This is a genomic window from Sphingobium sp., from assembly GCF_048594625.1.
GTDB lineage: Bacteria > Pseudomonadota > Alphaproteobacteria > Sphingomonadales > Sphingomonadaceae > Sphingobium.
The window spans coordinates 18,588-38,229 of the sequence record NZ_JBMDWL010000017.1; the positions used below are offsets into that span (position 1 = coordinate 18,588).

Consider the following 19,642-nt stretch of genomic DNA (forward strand, 5'->3'; position numbering starts at 1 on the left):
GTCAGCCGTCCTGCGCCATCTCTCCGGCCAGCTGCATCACCCGGCGCGCATCGGCCTTGCCGGTCAGAGCATAGGCCATGGTCCCCGCCTCCCAATAGGCGACGGTATCGCCCTGCCGCCGGGCCATCAGCGGTGTGGCTTCGGCCGGGGTTTCGGCGCGATCGGCAAAGAAGGACAGCGGCTCGCCCTGCGGCGTCACCATCGACATGGCGATGGCGGGGCTGTCGGGCGTGGGGAACAGCTGCACGTCGGTAATGCGCCATCCGGCGGGCATGGCGGGCAGGACGATGCCGGTGGACCGCTCGATTTCCTGCGGGTTCAGCGTCACGCTTTCAACCTGCGACGCCATGCCCTGCCGCAACAGGCCCGCGCGGCGCGACGCGGCGGCTTCGTCCAGAAAACTGCTCGCCTGCGCACTCTGCGGAAACTCGCCCAGTTCGCCGCGCGCGATCCATCCCGTCGCGATCAGCGCGGCGATGGCGGCGGCGCGGCCCATATGCCGCCATGTGCGTCCGGCGTCATTATCGTTGGCGACGGGCAGGCGGGTGTCGCGACGGCGGCCGACCAGCGTACCCTTCGTCCCATCCTTCATCAGGCGGAAGTCGATATGCGGCCAGCGCTTGCGCCATCGCCGCGCGACCAGCCGCTCGCCGGGCCGTGCTGCGTCGTCCAGCAATACCACGCCATGGGGGGACAGGCGGGCGAACAGGCTGTCGGCTGCGCCCCGCACCAGCGGATGCACGCTCCACGGCGGCCCATCGATGATGATGAGGTCGATCCGTTCGGGCAACTGATCGATGGAATACCACCGCCCCGGCCAGTCGGCGCTTTCATGCGTCAGCGGCGCATGGCGGATGTCGACGTCCAGCGCATTGTCGGCCAGCCACTGGCGCGTTGCATCGACAAAGCCGCCATGCTGGTCGAAACTGTGGAGCCGCCCGCCGCCATGGATCTGCAACGCGCGCGCCGCGATCAGCGACGAAGCGCCCGCCCCCAGTTCCACCACATGGGTCGGGCGCAACCGGGCGATTTCCCGCACGATATGGCGCAGAAACCCAACATCGGCCTTCCAGCTGCCCAGATGCGGCAACGCGTCGTGCGGCATGCCCAGCTCGTCCAGCAACATGCGCTTGTCCGCCGGTCGCCCGCCCGACAGGCTGGCCAGCAGCCATGGCCATCCGATCGCGCCGAAAGTCAGCCGCCACGCCATGTCGGACAGGCGGCGGGGCAGGCGCATGTCGGGGCGGCCCGCTTCGTCGAGGGGCAGGAAACCGGTAATGTCGCGGGATGTCACTGGAAAACATGCTCCTTCTGGAATCGCAGGACTATGCCGGTGATCCTGTTTCGCGCATATGACAGCGTCGAATTTGGTCAAATATTCTCGCAGGAAACGCCGATGACCCGTATAATTTCCGCGACGGTCGAACGCTGGCCGGTGGCGGGCGCCTTCGTCATCAGTCGCGGGGCCAAGACTCATGTCGACGTCATCGTCTGCTCCGTCAGCGATGGCGCGCGGGAAGGACGCGGCGAAGGCACCGCCATCTATTATGAGGGCGAAAGCGCGGAAGGCTGCGTCGCGGCGCTGCAATCCTATACCGGGCCGCTCGACCGGCAGGCGCTGCTGACCCATATGCCACGGGGCGCGGCGCGCAATGCGCTGGACTGCGCGCTATGGGATCTGGAAGCGAAACAGGCCGGCGTGCCGGTCTGGCAACTGGCGGGCCTTGCCGCGCCCGCCCCGTTGCCGACCGCCTTCACCATCAGCCTTGGCGACCCTGCGAAGATGGAAGCGGATGCGCGCATGGCGGCGGGACGCGGCTTTGCTCTTCTCAAATGCAAGTTGACGGGGGAAGGCGACCGGGCGCGGATCGCGGCGGTGCGCGCGGGCGCGCCCGATGCCCGGCTGATCGTCGATGCTAATGAAAGCTGGCACGATATGGACATCGCGGCGGAGGCAGCGGCGCTGGAGGCTCTGGGGGTGGAAATGGTGGAACAGCCGATCGTCCACGGACAGGAATCGCGCCTTGCGGGAGTCAAATCACCGTTGCCGCTCTGCGCCGACGAAAGCTGTCACACCCGTGCCGACCTCGATAATCTGGGCGATTTCGATGCGGTGAATATCAAGCTGGACAAGGCAGGCGGCCTGACCGAAGCGCTGGCACTGGCGCGGGACGCGCGCGCGCGCGGCTTCCGCATCATGGTGGGCTGCATGCTGGGCACATCGCTCGGCATCGCGCCCGCCGCGCTGGTGGCGCAGGGGGCCGACTGGATCGACCTCGACGGGGCATTGCTGCTGGCGCAGGATCGCGATGGCGGACTGGCCCTGCGCGACGGGTTGCTGCAACCCGGCACGCTATGGGGCCAGCCTCAATAGCCCAGCGTCAGGCCGACCGCATAATATTTCGGCCCGACATTGGCCTTCGCCCGCAGCTTGGGGATCAACGGCATGGCCAGCGTCGCATAGGGGCGCGTATTGTCGCCGCTGAACCGCACGCCCGCCCCGATCGTCATCGACAGCGGGATGGTATAGGCGGCCTCGACCCGGCCATAAAGTTTCGTGTCGCCATCGCGCAGATAGACGCCACCGCCCGGCGTCAGGCTGAACCCGGCTATGCCCATGGCATAGCCTGCCCCGATTTCCGTGCCCCAATGGCCGTCGGCGCGGCCATAATTGGCCTCCGCGCCCAATCCTTCGGCATGGGCGGTGGCAGGCAGCACGGCGATGGCGGCCGCAGCGGAGAGGGCGGCGACAGACAGGGTAAGGGCAATTTTCGTCATGCCCTTCGGCTAGGATGCCGCACCGTCACCGGCAAGGCAGAGGGGACGGGGCGAGTCGATCATGCGGCGACCCGTGACATCATTCGACATGATGCACCGGCTGCACATCGGCATAGGGCATGATCATCCGGCCATCGGGCGCGGCGGTGAACGTTGTCTGCGTGGGATAGGCGAATTCGATGCCGCGCTGGTTGAACTGTTTCAGGATCGCCAGCCCCACCTTGTGCCGCACGACATAGATGTCGTCCCAGCTGGGCAGGTAAACGTCGAACTCCACTTCGAAATCCAGGCTCGATGCGCCAAATCCGACAAAACCGGAGCGGATGAACTTCGCGTCCAGATCCTGAATGATGACCTTCAATATGTCAGGGATCTGTTCCGCCACATCGGTCGGCGTCTGATAGATGACGCCGATGGCGAATTTAATCCGGCGATGATCCAGCGTCTGGTAACTGGTGATTTCCTTTTGCAGCAGGTTGGCGTTGGAAATGACCTTCTTTTCGCCCGTCACCGCGCGCAGGCGGGTGGATTTCAGGCCGATCTTCTCCACCGTTGCGGTCGTGGTGTCATAGGTGATCGTCTCGCCCCGGCGGAACGGCTTGTCGAAAATGATGGAAAGCGCGGCGAACAGGTCGGAGAAAATGCCCTGCGCGGCAAGGCCGATGGCAATGCCGCCAATGCCCAGACCCGCGACCAGACCAGTGACGTTCACGCCCAGATTGTCCAACACCACGATGGCGGCGATGGCGAACAGCGCAAAGCTGACCAGCACGCGGATCAGGCCCATGGCATTGGCCAGCGTTTCGCCGCCGCCATCCTCGGCCAGCGTCTTGCGCTCGATCAGGCCCAGAATGATCTCCCGCGCCCATAATGCCGCCTGCAACACGGTGGCGATGGTGAACAGGAACGTGACCGTCTTCGTCAGCGAAGCGGGCGCGTCGGCATAGCCGACCACCAGCTGCGCCGACACCAGCACCATGAAATAATGGGTGGTGCGCGCCGCCGCCCGGCCCAGCACATTGGCATAGCCCAGCGGATCGCCGCGATGCCCCCGGTGCCGCTTGCCCATTTCGCGCACCGCCGCCAGCGCCAGATAGATCAGGACGGCAGCACCGATGGCGATCAGGATCTGGAGGTAGTGGACCTGAAACCAGGCCAGCGTCGCATCCCACATTTCGCGCAGATTGGGCGCCTTTATCTCAATGTCGGGAAGCGTCGGGTCTCTCTTGTCGGCCATGCCTGTCCTGTTCTGGGGAGGAATAGGGGGAAAGGATCAGGCCGCCGCTGCAAGCGGGGCGCAATCTGCGATGGAATCGAGAAAGGCGATCAGCCCGCGTTCCTCGCGCGACAGATAGCGCGTCCGGCGCGGCAAGCGAACCCCCTGCCGCCATTCATCCTGCCCTTCGCGGCAAAGCGCGATCAGGGCGGGGTGGATGTAGCTTTTGCGGCTGATCGCCGGGGTATTGCCCAGCGCCTGCGCCACCGGCGCGATCATCTCCTTCAACGACACATGGCCCGCGACCAGCGTTTCGAACGCGATGGTGGACGCCCCCCATGTCCGGAAATGCTTGGCGGTGAAGGGCGCGCCCATGGCTTCTGATATATAGGCGTTGACGTCGTTCGACGTGATCGGCCGCGCGGCGCCATCCTCGTCCAGATATTGGAACAGATGCTGTCCGGGCAAATCCTGCACCTGCCGCACGAACCGCAGCAGGCGCGTGTCGGTGACGGTCAGTTGCTGCTGCTTGCCCGACTTGGCGCGGTAACACAGCGTCAGCGACCGGCCGTTCAGATCGACATGACGGCGGCGCAGCGTGGTCGCGCCGAAACTCTTGTTGGTCGTCGCATAATGTTCGTTGCCCACGCGCAGCTTGGCAAGGTCGAGCAGGCGCACGACCGCAGCCAGCGTGCGATCCTTGCGCAGGCCGCGGCGCGACAGGTCCGCCTCCATCCGTTCGCGCAGCTTGGGCAGGGCGCGGCCGAAATCCGGGCAGCCCGCATATTTCTCCGCTTCCCGCGCGGCGCGGAAATCGGGATGGTATCGATATTGTTTGCGGCCCCGGTCGTCATATCCGACCGCCTGAACATGCCCCCATGGCGACGGGCAGAACCAGCAGTCGCGATAGGCGGGGGGCAGGGCGATCCGGTTCAGCCGCTCGATTTCCTGCGGGTCGGTGATGCGCCTGCCATCGGCATCGTCATAGGCCCAGCCGCGTTTGAGCGCACGCCGCGTAATACCGGGGATGGAATCGTCGGAATGGACGATGGAACGGTCAGCCATGATTTCCTTCTCATGGCTTCAAACCCGTCGTCTGACGCTTCGTTCCGTGGTTCAGCGCGACGGGTGGAGGCCCGCTGCCGCGCCGCCCGGTCGCCATGGCGTGACCTGCCGCCGCAGCACCGACAGATATGCCAGCACCCATGCCGCGCAACTGGTAAAGGTCGGCGCGGCAAAGGGCAGCGCGCCGGGAAACAGCATCGGCGCGATCGCCGCCGCCACCCCGCCGCCCAGCGCCAGCGCCAGCGCGCGCGGATCGCCATCGGGACCGCGCAGCCACATCATGCAGGCCGCAATCCCGCTCAGGAAACAGGCGGTCATGTGCAGCGCCGGCTGCTGCACCACGCCCGTCAGCACGATCAGCATCGCCAGCGCGCCGCTCGCCCAAGGCAGCGACCTGCGGCCCAGCAGCTGCGTGGACAATGGATAGGCGACCAGTTCGCACAGCATCCCCGCAATCACCACGCCCATGGCCCGTTCGCCATCGCCCGCGATCAGCGCCACCGTCGCGATCACGCCCCAGCGGACCAGTCGCCACGGCGCCATTCGGATATGGCTGACCCATTCCATCCCGCCTGTCCGCAATGTGAACCGCCGATCGGCCAGCCGCAGCTGAAACCCACCGATCAACAGCCATGCGTCGATCGCCCATGGCAGCATGTCGGGTGCGATTATCGGGCATGCGATCAGCATCCCCAGCGTCAGGCCCTGCGCGATGCCCAGCGCGCGCAATTCGCCGATCATGCCGTCTGCATCCCCTGTCGCGCGATCAGCGTCGCGGCCAGATCGCGCCGGGCCGCATCCTTGCGCAACCGCGTCAGATAGGTGTCGAGGCCGATCTGAAGCGCCAGCATCATGAAGATAAAGGGTTGATAGGCGATGCCCACGAACAGCGATCCGATCATATAGATGACGTGCCCTTGTTGCAGGGCCACGGCGAAGGGGGAAATCCAGGCCTCGTCCGGCCCGTCGCGGTTGCGATAGGTGCGGCGGATCATCTCCGTCCGGACGAAACAGATGCCGTGGATCAGCGCCCAGACAAGGAAACCGAAATAGCCCTGCTCGCCCAGCATCTCGAAATAGGCACTGTGATAGGCGCGGCCGTGGTCGGTCACCAGCCGCCGCTCGATCCGGCTGCCGCCGCTGTCGGTGACGGTGCTCTGGGCGAAATAGGTGAAGCTGTTCTGCAGATAATTGTCGAAACCGCCGCCGCCCGGATGCTGCTTCACATAATCCAGCGTCCACATCCACACGGCGACGCGCGTCGATGCGCTTTCGTCGCCCTGATGATTCTCGATCGTCTGCATCCGCTGGGTGAAGCTGGCAGGCAGGAACGGGATGGATGCCAGCGCCGCGACCGCGATCAGCGGCCCGTACACGAATTTCCGCTTCGACCGCATCAGCATCATGCCCGCCAAAATGACGATGCAGACAAGGCCGGTGCGCGCCTCCGTCCCGATCGGCATCAACATGCAGGCCAGGCACAGCGCATAGCAGAAGGTCTTCACGCGCCAGTCGGGCGGGAAGATGGTGCCATGCTTCGACAGCCACAGGATCAGCGGCATCAACGATATGGCGACGCAGCTGATGATGCTGCCTTCATACAGGCCGCTGTTATTTTCGACCATCAGGTTCAGCACGCCATATCCGCCGCCCGACAGCGCGGTCTTCATGCCGCCATTGATGATGATGGTGCTGGCGCACAGGATCATGAAGACGGTCAGCGCCTCGATCCGAAACCGCGTGCGCAGCACCAGCGGCAGGAAAATGCCCGCGATGATCGCCTTCCACACCCAGTTCCACTTGGTCAGCGCCTCGACCGGGAAATCGGCCGTCATGGTGGTGTAACCGCACCATCCCACCAGGATCAGCATCAGCACCTGCCGCATGGAAAAACGGCAATCCTTCTTGTCGTCCACCACCAGCCAGGCGCCGACCATCGCGGCAAAGGCCATGGCGGAAATGGGGATGGAATTCAGCAGGAAATAGGACAATCGCTGGGGCGACACGATGTCGATATAGGCATAGACCGCGACCAGCAGGAACGGGCGGCGCAGGCCCATCAGGCCGAAAATGCCCAGAAAGGCGATGAAGAACAGGTCACGCATCGGAAGGCTGCTCCGATGCCGATGCCGATGTCGATGCCGGCGGCGGATCGCGATCCAGATCGGGCCGCGACAGCAGCCGCCACGCGGCCAGCAGGATCACGCCATGGCTGATCAACAGGGACAGGGCATCGATCATGGGGCGTCGATCATCGCGAAAAGTGGATTCGTTCGGGCACGAACCGATCCATAATCAGACAGAGTTGACGGGCCGTTAAATATTTTATGCCAGACAGACCGGGCTATGACTCGCATTCTCCATGTGCTGGACCACAGTCTGCCGCTGCACAGTGGCTACACATTTCGCACCCGTGCGATCCTGCGCGCGCAGATGGCGCGGGGCTGGGACGTGCGGGGCATTACCGGCTATCGCCATGTCGCCGACGGTCCCTTGCGCGAGATGGTGGATGGCCTCACCTTCCACCGCACGCCGGGTAAACCCGCCAGCGGCAATGCGCTGATTCGCGAATGGCGCGACATTGCCGCCCATGCCGATGCCATCGACGCGCTGGTGCGCGACTGGCAGCCGGATCTGATCCACGCCCATTCGCCGGTGCTGAACGCCATAGCGGCGCAGCGCGTGGCAAAACGGCACGGCCTGCCGATGATCTACGAAATTCGCGCTTTCTGGGAGGATGCGGCGGTCGGCAACGGCACCGGCGTCGCCGGAAGCCCGCGTTACTGGCTGACCCGCCAGCTTGAAAGCCATGCGGTGCGCCATGCGGATGCCGTCGCGGTCATTTGCGAAGGGTTGCGCGGCGATCTCATCGCGCGCGGCGTTGATGCGGGCAAGATCGTCGTGTCGCCCAATGGCGTCGACATGGATCAGTTCGGCGCGCCGGTCGATCGCGACCCCACGCTGACCGCCAAGCTGGGCCTTGATGGCGCAGACGTCGTCGGCTTCATCGGCAGCTTCTATGATTATGAAGGGCTGGACGACCTGATCGCCGCCATGCCGCGACTCGTGCGTGCGCGGCCGCGGGCGAAGCTGGTGCTGGTCGGTGGCGGCCCGATGGAACAGGCCTTGCGCGATCAGGCGATGGCATCGCCCTTTGCCGACCATATCGTCTTCGTCGGCCGCGTGCCGCACGATCAGGTCGAACATTATTATGCGCAGATCGACATATTGGCTTACCCGCGCAAGATGATGCGCCTGACCGATCTGGTGACGCCGCTAAAGCCTTTGGAGGCGATGGCGCAGGGGCGTCTGGTCGCCGCGTCCGATGTCGGCGGCCATCGCGAATTGATAGAGGATGGCGTCACCGGCACGCTCTTTGCGCCGGACGCCCCGTCTGCGATCGCCGACGCGCTGGCCGGATTGTTCGCCGACCGCGCCGGATGGGATGAACGCCGCGCCGTCGCCCGCGCCTTTGTGGAGCGGGAGCGTAACTGGTCGTCAAACATTTTGCGTTATGAACCTGTTTACCAGCGGTTGCTGGCGCGTCCCGATGGCGCGCGCGCAGCCGCATGATTGAGGATTGAAGAACAAGGTGTCGGCAGGCGCAGGCAGGGGTAAAAATGTTGCGATGGCGGCTCTGGCCGGCCTGGCGGCGACCCTGCTGATCCTGTGGATGCCGGTCGGACTGGTCGAAATGGTCGTCGCGTCCAGCGGTCTCAGCGAAGCGGTGCCTGCCGCCGCGCCGCCGCTGGGGTTCAAGGCGCGGCTGCTGATGGCGGGGTTCGTGGGCTTGATGGCGGTGGGGCTGGTTGGCCTTGCAAACCGCGAAAACGGCCTGCTGGCGCTGGAAAACCGGTCGACATCGCATGATGGGAAGGGGCGCGCCCATCGCGCCCAGGGAGCACATAAAATGGGTTTCGCATTTTCGAAGCTGACCGCGCTGGCGCGGGGACGTGCCGGATCGGACATGGAACCGGTCGTACCGGCCCTGCGTCGCGCCGACGCGCATCCCGATGCGCCGTCCCGCCCGCCGATCTTCGCCAGCCGCGATTTCGACGGCCTCGACATTTTCCCGCGCGCCGATTCGGCTCGTTCTGAAATGGGTCGCACGGAAAATGGTCGCCGACCGCTGGTGGTGGACCGTGATCCGCCCCGCGACTCGGCGGGCGATTCGGTCGTCCCGCTCGGCAGCCTCGCCATGCCCAGCGCGCCGCCGCCGCTGAAGGACGAAGATTTGCCTCAGCCCGCCTTCCTGCGCCCAGCCGGACCTTTCGCCGCGCCGACGCTGGTACGTGACGATGTCGCGGATGATGCCGCGCCTGTCGCCGCATTCGCAGCCGATCCGGTGCTGGCGGCGACCGCGCGGACGGAACCCCTCGCGCCGCAACCAGCGCCCGCGCCGCAAGCACCGGAAATCATACTTCCGGTCAGCCAGTCCACCGCGCCGATGCCGGAACCGACCTTCGCGCCCGAACAGATTGCCGAACCGGTCCGCCCGCTGCCGCTGCCATCGACCCATGGCCTGTCGATCACGCAACTGACCGACCGTCTGGAACGTGGCCTGTCTCAACGTTCGCGCAGCTATGCCGGTCCTGCGAAGGATGACGGCGTATTGGCGGACATGCCCGTCGCGTCGGCCGTGCCGGTTCGCGAAGCGGTGGATCAGGATGCCGATGCGGCGCTGCGCGCGGCGCTGGGTACCTTGCGCGCGATGGCCGGGCGCCGCTGATCCCGTCGGAAATGCAGGCAAGGGGGCGAATGGGGCATATCATCCATTCGCCCCCCGTGCCGTTTCACCAGTCCCTGATCGTCAGGATGGACAGGTCGATCCAGGCGCTGTCCATGTCGCCATCGCCGCCATCGACGTCGATGTCCGCGACGAAATGGCCGGGCAGCGGCCATTCCGCTTCTCGCAGGCCCTTCAGAAATGCCATCCCGCGCGCCGGGAAGTCATCGCCGCTGATGCGCAGGCGAATCTCATGCCGCCGCCCTTCGAACAGGGCGCTCGCCCATGGCCGACTGACTGCCCGTTCGATGTCGGTCGGCTCGCCCATGCGCGCGATCAGCTGTACCAGCAGGCGCGGCAATGGATCGTCATGGCGCGGAACATAGGGCTGGGGGCGAACCGGGGCGATGGCCCCGAATCCATGTTCGGCACTTGTCATCGGCTGATGCTCCTGCGATAATTGTTCACGAAATGTTCTACCCTCCTTTTCACCCGGTCGCCCGGCTGGCGGCCCCTGCGCAGGTCAAGGACCAGACGGGGATCGCGCGCGCATTCGCGCCCGAACCGGGTGGGGGACATTTGATTATCCTGCAGAAATCGCTCGATCATCCGCAACAGCATTGGTCGGTTTCTCCCTGTTCGGCACGAATCGCCCGACGCGAATCGATAGGTATATTCCTATCTCAAACTGAATTTCCTACTTGTCTAGGAAAATTCCTATCTTTATGGTTTCGATATGGATGAAGCGCAGCATGCCCGGATCGCCCTTGAACGGCTGATCGTCGAACGGGGGGAAAATTATGCCGATCTGTCCCGGCTGATCGGCCGCAATCCCGCCTATATCCAGCAATTCATCAAACGCGGCACCCCGCGCAAACTGGATGAGGAGGACCGGCGCGTGCTGGCGCGCTATTTCGGCGTGCCCGAACGGATGCTGGGCGGGGTTGTGGCGCCCGAACCGGCCCAATCAACGCCGCGCATGCGCCCCGTTCCGGCGGTGGTCGCCGTGCCGCGTCTGGCGCTTGGGGCGTCGGCGGGGCTTGGGTCGCTGGACGATGATGAACGGGCGGCGGGCGTCATGGCGTTCGACGCGCGCTGGCTGCGCCATCTGGGCGTGCGGCCGCAACGCGTGTCGATCATCCGGGTGGACGGCGAATCGATGGCGCCGACGCTCAACGACGGGGATGACATCATGGTCGATCATGACGATGATGCCACCCGGTTGCGCGATGGCGTCTATGTCCTGCGTCTTGACGGCGTGCTGATGGTCAAGCGGATCGCGATGGGGCCGCGACGCGGCGGTTTCAGCGTGGTCAGCGACAATCCGCACTATCCCGACTGGGCGGACATCGATCCGGCGCTGGTGGACATTGTCGGCCGGGTGGTATGGAGCGGCCGCCGCTTGCATTAGAGTATTTCGAAGGCATCTGGTACAGATGACGGCTCGCAAAATGCCTTGATCACGGCGATAGGGGATCGCGGCCGTCGTCCATGCATTGGAACGCCCATGGGATCAAGGCAGGGAGTATCGATTGAACGATAATGGCGCGGTCATCCGCAAGGCGATCGAATGGCGCGGTGCGCCGATGGCGCTGGCGACGGTGGTGTCGACCTGGGGGTCTGCGCCGCGCCCGCGTGGCAGCCATATGATCGTGCACGCCGACGGCCGGTTCGAAGGCAGCATTTCGGGCGGCTGCGTGGAAGGCGACGTCCTGCAACGCGCGGCCGAAGTCATCGCCGGGCGCGGTGCGCATGTTGCACGCTATGGCGTGGCGGATGGCGATGCCTGGGATGTGGGCCTGCCCTGTGGCGGGGAAATCGCCGTGCTGATCCAGCCCGTCGGCGATCCCGGTTTCGCGCCCGCCCTGTTCGATCGGATCGAAACGGAAAGCGCGCGCGGCCGGGCCGTGACGCTGGCGACCGACCTCGACGCCGGGGTCACGCGCGAAATGGCAGGCGATGGGGCCTTTCTCAACCGTTACGATCCGCCGCGCCGGCTGTTCATCGTCGGTGCGGTACAGATTGCGCAGAGCCTCGTGCCGCTGGCGCGGGCCATTGGCGTGACCCCGGTGGTGATCGACCCGCGCGGACGCTTTCTGACCGAGGAGCGGTTTCCCGGCGTCGAACTGGACGATCGCTGGCCCGACGAAGCGATCGCCGCGCGCCATCCGGGCGAATCGACCGCCGTCGTGACGCTCAGCCACGACATCAAGATTGACGATCCGGCGCTGGTCGCCGCCCTGCGCGCGCCGACCGGCTATATTGCGGCGCTGGGTTCGCGCAAAAGCCACGCGGCGCGCCTCGCGCGTCTGGGCGACATGGGTTTCACGCAAACGGATCTGGCGCGGATAGACGGCCCCGCAGGGATAGATATCGGCGCGGTCGGCGCGGCGGAAATCGCATTGTCGATCAGCGCGGGCATGATCGCCGGTTTCAACGCGCAACGATGATCGCTATCGGGTGCCCCCCGCCGCAAGGGACGGGCAGGGGGCACATCCCTCACGCTGTCGGGCATAAAGGAATGCCGCGCCCTAGCAAAGCGGCGCAACCTTTCAATACCCTAAATGCCGTATTCTTGTAATTTTTTGTCGCAATTATCGCTTGCATGACTGTAATATTGCGAATGCGGCCATTTTCCCGACCCGCGCTGTCGCCTTAAATATCAGCCGATACAATGGCTTGTCAGCAACAGCGTCCGCTGCCGCCCTTGCCGCCATAGCGTGCTTCCTGGCGATTGCGAAAAAACTGCACCTTGTCCATCACCGGCGCGTCCGGGTGGGTTGCCGCCATATGCGCGCGATAGGCGTCATAATCGGACTGCCCCACCATCAGGCGCGCGGTGCTGCGCAGCGTGGCCAACCAGCCGGTCATTCGGCGGGCACCAGTTGCGACGGGATTTCCCGCGCGGTCGGCGCCGCGATCCGCCGCGCCGCGATACAGGTCTTCACCGTATAGCCCAGCAGCGCCAGCACCACGAACAGGAAGATCGCGACCAGCGCCGCATCGATCCGGTCGTTGAAGATGATGCGCTGCATGTCCGCCATCGACTTGGCGGGGGCCAGCACTTCGCCCGCTTCGGCGGCGGCGCTGAACTTCGCCGCATGGGCCAGGAACCCTACCTTCGCATCGGCGGAAAACAGCTTCAGCCAGCCCGCCGACAGGGTGCAGATCAACAGCCATGCCGTCGGCACCAGCGTGACCCAGGCGAATGTGTCGCGCTTCATGCGGAACAGCACGGCCGTCCCCAGCATCAGTGCGATCGCCGCCAGCATCTGGTTGGAAATGCCGAACACCGGCCACAGCGTATTGACCCCGCCCAGCGGATCGGTGACCCCCTGATAGAGGAAGAAGCCCCATGCCGCGACGGTCAGGCCGGTGGCGACGATGCCCGGCGCATGGCTCTTGCTATCCTTGAAGGACGGCACGGCCAGCGCGATCAGATCCTGCAACATGAACCGGCCCGCCCGCGTCCCGGCATCGACGGCGGTCAGGATGAACAGCGCTTCGAACAGGATCGCGAAATGATACCAGAAGGCTTTCATGGCCGGGCCGCCGACCACATGGCTGAAGATTTCGGCCATCGCGACCGCCAGCGTGGGCGCGCCGCCCGCCCGGCTGATGATGCTATGTTCGCCCACATCCTTCGCGGTCTGGGTGATGAGGTCGGGCGTGATGGGGAAACCCATGGCGGTGACGGCGGCCGAAGCACTGGCCGCATCGGTGCCGATCAGCGCGCCGGGGCTGTTCATCGTGAAGTAGATGCCGGGGTCCAGAATGGATGCCCCCACCAATGCCATGATGGCGACGAACGCCTCCATCAGCATCGCGCCATAACCGATGATCGGCGCATGCGCTTCGCTGGCGATCAGCTTGGGCGTGGTGCCGCTGGAAATCAGGGCATGGAAACCCGATACCGCCCCGCAGGCGATGGTGATGAACAGGAACGGGAACAGGCCGCCCGACCATACCGGTCCATTGCCGCCCACAAATTGCGTCACGGCATGCATTTTCAGCGGCGGCGCCATGATGACGATGCCGATGGCCAGTGCCGCGATGGCCCCGATTTTCAGAAAGGTGGACAGATAGTCACGCGGCGCGAGCAACAGCCACACCGGCAATACGGAAGCGACCGCGCCATAGCCGATCAATATCCAGCACAGCTGCACCGGCGTAAAGGTGAAGGCCGGACCCCAGACCGGCGATTCCGCAATGGCCTGGCCATAAACGATGGCGGCCAGCAGCCCGATCAGGCCCAGTATCGACACTTCGCCGATCCGCCCTGGCCTAATCCAGCGTGTATAGGCGCCCATCGCCATGGCCAGCGGCACGGTGGCGGCGACGGTGAACATGCCCCATGGGCTTTCCGCCAGCGCCTTGACCACGATCAGCGCCAGTACGGCCAGGATGATGACCATGATCATGAACGCGCCGAACAGGGCGATCGTCCCTGCGACCTGCCCCATTTCCATGCGGATCAGTTCGCCCAGCGATTTGCCGTCGCGGCGCATGGAAATGAACAGGACCATGAAATCCTGCACCGCACCGGCCAGCACCACGCCGAAGATGATCCACAACGTACCGGGCAGGTAACCCATCTGCGCCGCCAGCACCGGGCCGACCAGCGGGCCCGCGCCCGCGATCGCCGCGAAATGATGGCCGAACAGCACGGTGCGGTCGGTCGCGACATAATCGAGGCCATCGGCGCGCCGGATGGCGGGCGTGGGCCGCGACGGGTCCAGCTGCATGACGTTGCGCGCGATATACAGCGCATAATAGCGATAGGCGACCATGAAGCAGCTGACCGCCGCCACCACGATCCACAGCGCGTTGACGTCCTCGCCACGCGAAACCGCAACGACCGCCAGCGCCACCGCGCCGACGATGGCCGTCAAAATCCAGGGAATATGCCGCGTCATGCCGCCTCGCCATTCAAACCATATGCTTCTTTGCAGCCTACCCTAGGCCGCTGGCGATGAAAGACAACTGCTACCTATGGTGGAGATTGGCGGCGGCGAAACGGCCAGTCGGTGACGCTGCCCGCCCATAAAGCCCACCAAATGATGACCGGTTGCAGGACAAGGCGCGGCCCATGATACCACCAGCTGAGGTGGACGCCGTTCAGGGGGATGTCGCGCAAAGCATGATGGACATTGGCGGGCCACACGCACAGCGCATAGAGGGCAAGTCCGACGGCGGCCGCCCGCCGCAGCCGCGGGATCATCAGGCCGGTGGCGCCCGCCAGTTCGGCCATGCCTGTCAGCATGACAACCATATGGGGCAATGGCACCCAGTCGGGTGTAATCGCCACGAACCCGGCAGGCCGCGTCAGATGCGCGATGCCAGCAACGATGTAGGCGATCGCCAGCAGCCACCGCGCCATTATGCGGCGGCGCGATGGTCGCGACCGGCTCAATGCATCACGTCGATTTCCAGCTCGCCTTCATCCTGCCCGTCCCAATAATGGGCGCGTTCGGCATGGACGCGGATCATCACCAGCCCCGGCGTATCCACGCCATCGGTGAACCACAGGTCCAGATCGGGGTTCCAATGCTCCTCGAACTGGCTCTTGTCGCGGATCAGCGCGGCGCGTCCTTCCAGCGCGATGAACAGCGGCCGCTGCCCGAACAGCCCGCTCTTGCCATGGAAAGACAGGCTGACACGCGGATCGCGTTCTATATCGCGCACCATCAGCGTATCTTCGGTCGTGAAATAATAGCTGTCGCCGCCATGGGCGACATCCTGATTATTGCTCATCGGGCGTGCGCCGATATGGCCGTTCTCCGTATGGGTCGACAGCATCGCGAAGTCGATATGCTGCATTTTCTCGGCCAGGCTGGCGATCGTGTGCTGCACCATCTGCGTCACTCCTTTCCTCCGTCGGGACTTAACGCGGGATAGGGCGATTCGGGTTCCGTCCCCAATCGACACAAAGGGGAATGGAACATATCATGAACATAATATCGCAAATCCAGAGTCTGATTCGGGATCATCCACATGGAACGCCGCGCCACATCCGCCTATCGCCTGTTCTTTGCGGTGAAACCGCCGCCCATGGTCGCGCGCCAGATCGATCATTATGCCGAAATACTGGCGGGTGGCGCAGATCGGATATTGCCCGCGCATCAGCATGTGGCGCTGGGCATCGCGGCCGACATGCCGACCTATCCGACGGCGCTCATCGACATGTTGCAGGTTACGGCGACGCAGATGATGGCCGATCCGTTCGACCTGCTGCTCGATCGGCTGAGCTATGGCGGCCGTTCGGCGGCGCTCCGTCCATCGCGCAGCAACGCCCCGCTTGTCCGGCTCCAGCGACAGGTGGCGCAGGCGCTTGAAAGGGCAGGGGCGCCCCTGCGCGATGACTGGAGTTTCAGCCCGCACCAGACGCTCTTCTACCGCGACGGTCCTCCGGCGCAGCGGCGCATCGAGGGTTTTAGCTGGCGGGTGGATAATGTGGTGCTGGTGTGCAGCCATGTCGGGCGCATCCGGCATGACATACTCGGCACATGGCCGCTACAGGGCAGCGCGCAATATAGCCTGTTTTAAGGTGTCGAGCCTTGAACAACATCCGTTCGGGCTGAGCCTGTCGAAGCCCTGTCCTGTCTTTGCAGCGCGAGATAGAGAATAAGGCGCCTTCCGACTGCCCTGAACGCTCAGGACAGACGTCCGCTGGCAGGACGAACGGATGTGAAAGCAATCCCGTTCAGAGCATTTTCGAAACAGGCGGCATCGCCTGCCGGTTCGGAAAATACCTGAGCCATAAAAATGGAGCATGATCCGATGGAGGCTGATCGCATCGCGCTCCAAAGGCTCGATGCCACGGCGCATGCGCCGATGCACACGGCCTTATCCGACAGCTCCGCAATTCCGGAGCCAGGCAGGGTTCAGGGCATCGCTCGTTCCCGTCCCATCGATGAGGGTTCGAAGAATTTCAGCGTTTGCGCACAAATTCGGCGCGCAGGACCAGCCCCTTGATGCCATCATATTTGCAGTCGATTTCCTGCGCGTCGCCGGTCAGACGGATCGACTTGATCAACGTCCCGCGCTTTAGCGTCTGCCCCGCGCCTTTCACGGTCAGATCCTTGATCAACGTCACCTGATCGCCATCGGCCAATAAATTGCCGACCGAATCGCGCACCTCTATCTGCTGTGCCGCATCGGCAGGCGCAGCGGCATCGGCGGCGCTGATCCATTCGCCGCTGGCCTCGTCATAGATATAGGGATCGTCGGTCATGCCCGCATCACCCCTGCGTCACGCTCTCCAGCACGGCGGCGCGCAGTTCGGGGATGCCCATGCCTTTCTCGCTCGACGTCGCGATGATTTCCGGATGCGCGGCGGGCCGCTTGCGGATGGCGTCGGCGGTGCGCGCCGTCACGGCGACCAGTTCGCTCGCCTTGATCTTGTCGCTCTTGGTCAGCACGATGCGGTAACTCACCGCCGCGCCATCCAGCATGTCCAGCATGTCGGTATCGACATCCTTGATGCCATGGCGGCTGTCGATCAGCACCAGTGCGCGTTTCAATGCCGCCCGCCCGCGCAGATAGTCGTTCACCAGGAACCGCCACTTCTTCACCATGTCCTTGGGCGCCTTGGCATAGCCATAGCCGGGCATGTCGACCAGGCGGAACCGCAACGGATCGCCCACGTCAAAGAAGTTCAGTTCCTGCGTGCGCCCCGGCGTGTTCGACGTGCGGGCAAGGCCGTTGCGGTTGGTCAGCGCGTTCAGCAGCGACGATTTGCCCACGTTCGATCGGCCCGCAAAGGCGACCTCGTTCACCGCCATATCGGGCAGGAAATCCAGCGTCGGCGCGGATTTCAGGAAAGCGATCGGGCCGGAAAACAGCTTGCGCGCTTCCTCGATCATGGCGGTGTTGTCTTCGTCTGTCATCATCGAAAAAATCCTCCCCTTTTTATGGGGAGGATCTCCTTTTCCTTACTTCGCTGCCGTCGCCGTGTTCAGCACGGGGTGGCGTTTGTACAGCCACCATTGCTGCGCCATCGACAGGCAGTTGTTGGTGATCCAGTAGACCAGCAGGCCTGCGGCGAACGGCGCCATGATGAACATCATCATCCACGGCATGATCGCGAACACCTGCTGCTGCATCGGGTCCATCTGGGCCGGGTTCAGCTTGAACTGCAACCACATCGAAATGCCCAGCAGCAGCGCCAGCACGCCGATCGCCAGGAAGGACGGCGGGGTGAAGGGCAGCAGGCCGAACAGGTTCAGGATATGCAGCGGATCGGGCGCAGACAGATCCTTGATCCACAGGACGAAGGGCTGGTGCCGCATTTCGATCGTCAGCATCAGCACCTTGTACAGGGCGAAGAAGATCGGAATCTGGATGAAGATCGGCAGGCACCCGGCCAGCGGATTGACCTTCTCCTGCTTGTACAGCGCCATCATCTCCTGCTGGAGCCTGGGCTTGTCGTCCTTATATTTTTCCTGAAGCGCCTTCATCTTGGGCTGCACGGCGCGCATCGCGGCCATGCTGGCGAACTGGCGCTGGGCGACCGGGAACATCAGCGCCCGGACGCAGAAGGTCAGGCAGATGATCGCCACGCCGAAATTGCCCAGCGTTTCGAACAACCAGTGGAGCAGGGCAAAGATCGGCTGTTCGAACCAGTAGAACCAGCCCCAGTCGATCGCCCGGTCGAACAGCTTCACACCGTCGCGCTCATAGGCCTGCAGCGTCTTGACTTCCTTCGCGCCGACATAGAGGCGCAGCGTCTGCGTCGCGGCCTTGCCCGGCGCCAGCATGGTGGAACCCAGCGCGACGTCGGCCTGATATTGCGTGCCGGCACCTTTACGGAACTGACCCGCAAAATCGGCGTCGGCGGCGGGCACCAGCGCGGACAGCCAATATTTGTCGGTAAAGCCGATCCAGCCGCCCTTGGACTGGAAGCTCTGGGTCGACGGACCCTTGTCCAGATCCTTGTAATTCACATCATAATTGGCCGCGCCGTTAAACACGCCCATCGGGCCGACATGGATGGTCCAGGTGTCGGGGTCCTTGGGAATGCCGTTGCGGCTGATATAGCTGTACGGCTTCACGCCGACGGCGCCGGCGCCGGTGTTCGACACCTTCTGCGCGGCGGTGATCATGTAATTTTCATCCACCGTCAGGCGGATTTCGAAGGTCTGGCCCGCGCCGTTGTTCCACGTCAGCGTAACGGGGCTGGTCGGCGTCAGTTCGCTGCCCTGCGCGGTCCACACCGTGTCCTTGGTCGGGGCCTTCAACCCTTCGCCCTGCCAGCCGAAACCGGCGAAATAGGCGTCCGCCGTGCCGCTGGGGCTGTACAGGCGAACGGCGGGCGAATCCTTGGCGATGGTTTCGCGATAGGTGGGCAGCACGACGTCGTCGATGCGCGCGCCCTTCAGGTTGATGGAACCGGTCAGCTTGGGCGTGCGGATCGGCACGCGCGGGCTGTCCTTCAACACGACGGCGCGGTCGCGGATGACGGCCGGGCCATCGGCGGCGTCGGTGCCGGGTGCGGCCACCGGCGTGGTCTTGCCGCCTTCGATCTTCGTCGCGGGCGGATTGGCCGCCGGGAAGAAATAATGCGAGACATAGGGCCAGCCGAACAGGATGGCTGCGGTCAGCAGCACCGCCAGGATGATATTCTTCTTGTCGTCCACGCTTTTCGGCTCCGCCGTCTTATGTCTGTTATGTCAGGGAACGGGGTCGTAACCCGAACCGCCCCATGGGTGGCATCGCATTAGCCGCTTGAACCCCAGCCAGCTACCCTTGATCGCGCCATATTTGACGATCGCCTGTATCGTATATTCCGAACAGGACGGGGCATAGCGGCAGGTGGGGGGCAAAATGCGCGAAGGGCCGACCTGCCAGAAGCGCGC

Annotated in this window: 23 protein-coding genes; 6 read left to right on the top strand and 17 right to left on the bottom strand. The window is 64.3% G+C overall.

Annotated elements, in window-relative coordinates; genetic code table 11:
- Nucleotide 1 precedes the first annotated feature (1 nt).
- Nucleotides 2-1,294 (bottom strand): class I SAM-dependent methyltransferase, encoded by a 1,293-nt coding sequence (locus tag ACOJSJ_RS02020; RefSeq protein ID WP_420143314.1) that lies wholly within the window; start codon nt 1,292-1,294, stop codon nt 2-4.
- A gap of 102 nt (nt 1,295-1,396) precedes the next feature.
- Here ACOJSJ_RS02020 and dgcA point away from each other — a divergent pair, with 102 nt between their 5' ends.
- Nucleotides 1,397-2,374, top strand: coding sequence for an N-acetyl-D-Glu racemase DgcA (dgcA, locus tag ACOJSJ_RS02025; protein WP_420143315.1), 978 nt, complete (start codon nt 1,397-1,399; stop codon nt 2,372-2,374).
- Here the strand turns inward: dgcA and ACOJSJ_RS02030 are convergent.
- From ACOJSJ_RS02030 to ACOJSJ_RS02055, 6 genes are all read right to left on the bottom strand, one after another.
- A complete protein-coding gene (locus tag ACOJSJ_RS02030; RefSeq protein WP_420143316.1) occupies nt 2,368-2,778 on the bottom strand; it encodes a hypothetical protein in 411 nt (136 codons plus the stop codon). The two genes, dgcA and ACOJSJ_RS02030, sit on opposite strands and share 7 nt — an antisense overlap.
- Before the next feature lie 79 nt (nt 2,779-2,857).
- Nucleotides 2,858-4,015: a mechanosensitive ion channel family protein gene (locus ACOJSJ_RS02035; RefSeq protein ID WP_420143317.1), complete on the bottom strand. Its 1,158-nt coding sequence runs from the start codon at nt 4,013-4,015 to the stop codon at nt 2,858-2,860.
- A 36-nt stretch (nt 4,016-4,051) separates the two neighbouring features.
- Nucleotides 4,052-5,059 (bottom strand): DNA topoisomerase IB, encoded by a 1,008-nt coding sequence (locus ACOJSJ_RS02040; protein WP_420143318.1) that lies wholly within the window; start codon nt 5,057-5,059, stop codon nt 4,052-4,054.
- Between the two features lie 51 nt (nt 5,060-5,110).
- On the bottom strand, nt 5,111-5,800 hold the full coding sequence (locus ACOJSJ_RS02045) for a hypothetical protein (protein ID WP_420143319.1): 690 nt from the start codon (nt 5,798-5,800) through the stop codon (nt 5,111-5,113).
- Nucleotides 5,797-7,164, bottom strand: a complete 1,368-nt coding sequence (locus tag ACOJSJ_RS02050; RefSeq protein ID WP_420143320.1) for a putative O-glycosylation ligase, exosortase A system-associated — start codon at nt 7,162-7,164, stop codon at nt 5,797-5,799. The genes ACOJSJ_RS02045 and ACOJSJ_RS02050 overlap by 4 nt, the downstream gene beginning before the upstream one ends.
- Entirely contained in the window at nt 7,157-7,300 is a 144-nt protein-coding gene (locus ACOJSJ_RS02055) for a hypothetical protein (protein WP_420143321.1), read from the bottom strand. The genes ACOJSJ_RS02050 and ACOJSJ_RS02055 overlap by 8 nt, the downstream gene beginning before the upstream one ends.
- 105 nt (nt 7,301-7,405) lie before the next feature.
- On the opposite strand from ACOJSJ_RS02055, the gene ACOJSJ_RS02060 reads away from it, so the two are divergent.
- The gene (locus ACOJSJ_RS02060) at nt 7,406-8,632 is read left to right on the top strand and encodes a TIGR04063 family PEP-CTERM/XrtA system glycosyltransferase (protein ID WP_420143322.1); all 1,227 of its coding nucleotides are present in this window, start codon (nt 7,406-7,408) and stop codon (nt 8,630-8,632) included.
- Nucleotides 8,633-8,687: 55 nt separating this feature from the next.
- On the top strand, nt 8,688-9,788 hold the full coding sequence (locus ACOJSJ_RS02065) for a hypothetical protein (RefSeq protein ID WP_420143323.1): 1,101 nt from the start codon (nt 8,688-8,690) through the stop codon (nt 9,786-9,788).
- 64 nt (nt 9,789-9,852) lie between these two features.
- On the opposite strand, the gene ACOJSJ_RS02070 is transcribed toward ACOJSJ_RS02065, so the two are convergent.
- Nucleotides 9,853-10,224, bottom strand: a complete 372-nt coding sequence (locus ACOJSJ_RS02070; protein WP_420143324.1) for a hypothetical protein — start codon at nt 10,222-10,224, stop codon at nt 9,853-9,855.
- Nucleotides 10,221-10,406: a hypothetical protein gene (locus tag ACOJSJ_RS02075; protein ID WP_420143325.1), complete on the bottom strand. Its 186-nt coding sequence runs from the start codon at nt 10,404-10,406 to the stop codon at nt 10,221-10,223. Before ACOJSJ_RS02075 ends, ACOJSJ_RS02070 begins: the two co-directional genes overlap by 4 nt.
- Before the next feature lie 115 nt (nt 10,407-10,521).
- Here ACOJSJ_RS02075 and ACOJSJ_RS02080 point away from each other — a divergent pair, with 115 nt between their 5' ends.
- Together ACOJSJ_RS02080 and ACOJSJ_RS02085 are read left to right on the top strand one after the other, a co-directional pair.
- Nucleotides 10,522-11,196: a S24 family peptidase gene (locus ACOJSJ_RS02080; protein ID WP_420143326.1), complete on the top strand. Its 675-nt coding sequence runs from the start codon at nt 10,522-10,524 to the stop codon at nt 11,194-11,196.
- A 121-nt stretch (nt 11,197-11,317) separates the two neighbouring features.
- Nucleotides 11,318-12,235 (top strand): XdhC family protein, encoded by a 918-nt coding sequence (locus tag ACOJSJ_RS02085; RefSeq protein ID WP_420143327.1) that lies wholly within the window; start codon nt 11,318-11,320, stop codon nt 12,233-12,235.
- A 232-nt stretch (nt 12,236-12,467) separates the two neighbouring features.
- Here the strand turns inward: ACOJSJ_RS02085 and ACOJSJ_RS02090 are convergent, their stop codons facing one another.
- The 4 genes from ACOJSJ_RS02090 to ACOJSJ_RS02105 form a co-directional block, all read right to left on the bottom strand.
- Nucleotides 12,468-12,656, bottom strand: coding sequence for a YbdD/YjiX family protein (locus tag ACOJSJ_RS02090; RefSeq protein WP_420143328.1), 189 nt, complete (start codon nt 12,654-12,656; stop codon nt 12,468-12,470).
- Nucleotides 12,653-14,701: a carbon starvation CstA family protein gene (locus ACOJSJ_RS02095; protein WP_420143329.1), complete on the bottom strand. Its 2,049-nt coding sequence runs from the start codon at nt 14,699-14,701 to the stop codon at nt 12,653-12,655. The genes ACOJSJ_RS02090 and ACOJSJ_RS02095 overlap by 4 nt, the downstream gene beginning before the upstream one ends.
- A gap of 74 nt (nt 14,702-14,775) precedes the next feature.
- Nucleotides 14,776-15,165, bottom strand: coding sequence for a DoxX family protein (locus tag ACOJSJ_RS02100; RefSeq protein WP_420143330.1), 390 nt, complete (start codon nt 15,163-15,165; stop codon nt 14,776-14,778).
- 29 nt (nt 15,166-15,194) lie between these two features.
- The gene (locus tag ACOJSJ_RS02105; protein ID WP_420143331.1) at nt 15,195-15,641 is read right to left on the bottom strand and encodes a pyridoxamine 5'-phosphate oxidase family protein; all 447 of its coding nucleotides are present in this window, start codon (nt 15,639-15,641) and stop codon (nt 15,195-15,197) included.
- A gap of 138 nt (nt 15,642-15,779) precedes the next feature.
- Between ACOJSJ_RS02105 and ACOJSJ_RS02110 the strand changes: the two genes are divergently transcribed.
- Entirely contained in the window at nt 15,780-16,331 is a 552-nt protein-coding gene (locus tag ACOJSJ_RS02110; RefSeq protein WP_420143332.1) for a 2'-5' RNA ligase family protein, read from the top strand.
- Nucleotides 16,332-16,716: 385 nt separating this feature from the next.
- Here the strand turns inward: ACOJSJ_RS02110 and ACOJSJ_RS02115 are convergent, their stop codons facing one another.
- The 4 genes from ACOJSJ_RS02115 to yidD form a co-directional block, all read right to left on the bottom strand.
- The gene (locus tag ACOJSJ_RS02115) at nt 16,717-17,019 is read right to left on the bottom strand and encodes an alkylphosphonate utilization protein (protein ID WP_420143333.1); all 303 of its coding nucleotides are present in this window, start codon (nt 17,017-17,019) and stop codon (nt 16,717-16,719) included.
- Between the two features lie 7 nt (nt 17,020-17,026).
- Complete coding sequence (gene yihA, locus ACOJSJ_RS02120; RefSeq protein WP_420143339.1) at nt 17,027-17,674, bottom strand: ribosome biogenesis GTP-binding protein YihA/YsxC; 648 nt, start codon at nt 17,672-17,674, stop codon at nt 17,027-17,029.
- A 45-nt stretch (nt 17,675-17,719) separates the two neighbouring features.
- Nucleotides 17,720-19,423 (bottom strand): membrane protein insertase YidC, encoded by a 1,704-nt coding sequence (yidC, locus tag ACOJSJ_RS02125; RefSeq protein ID WP_420143334.1) that lies wholly within the window; start codon nt 19,421-19,423, stop codon nt 17,720-17,722.
- 33 nt (nt 19,424-19,456) lie between these two features.
- Nucleotides 19,457-19,642: membrane protein insertion efficiency factor YidD (yidD, locus tag ACOJSJ_RS02130; protein ID WP_420143335.1), on the bottom strand; the 186-nt coding region annotated here is incomplete at its 5' end.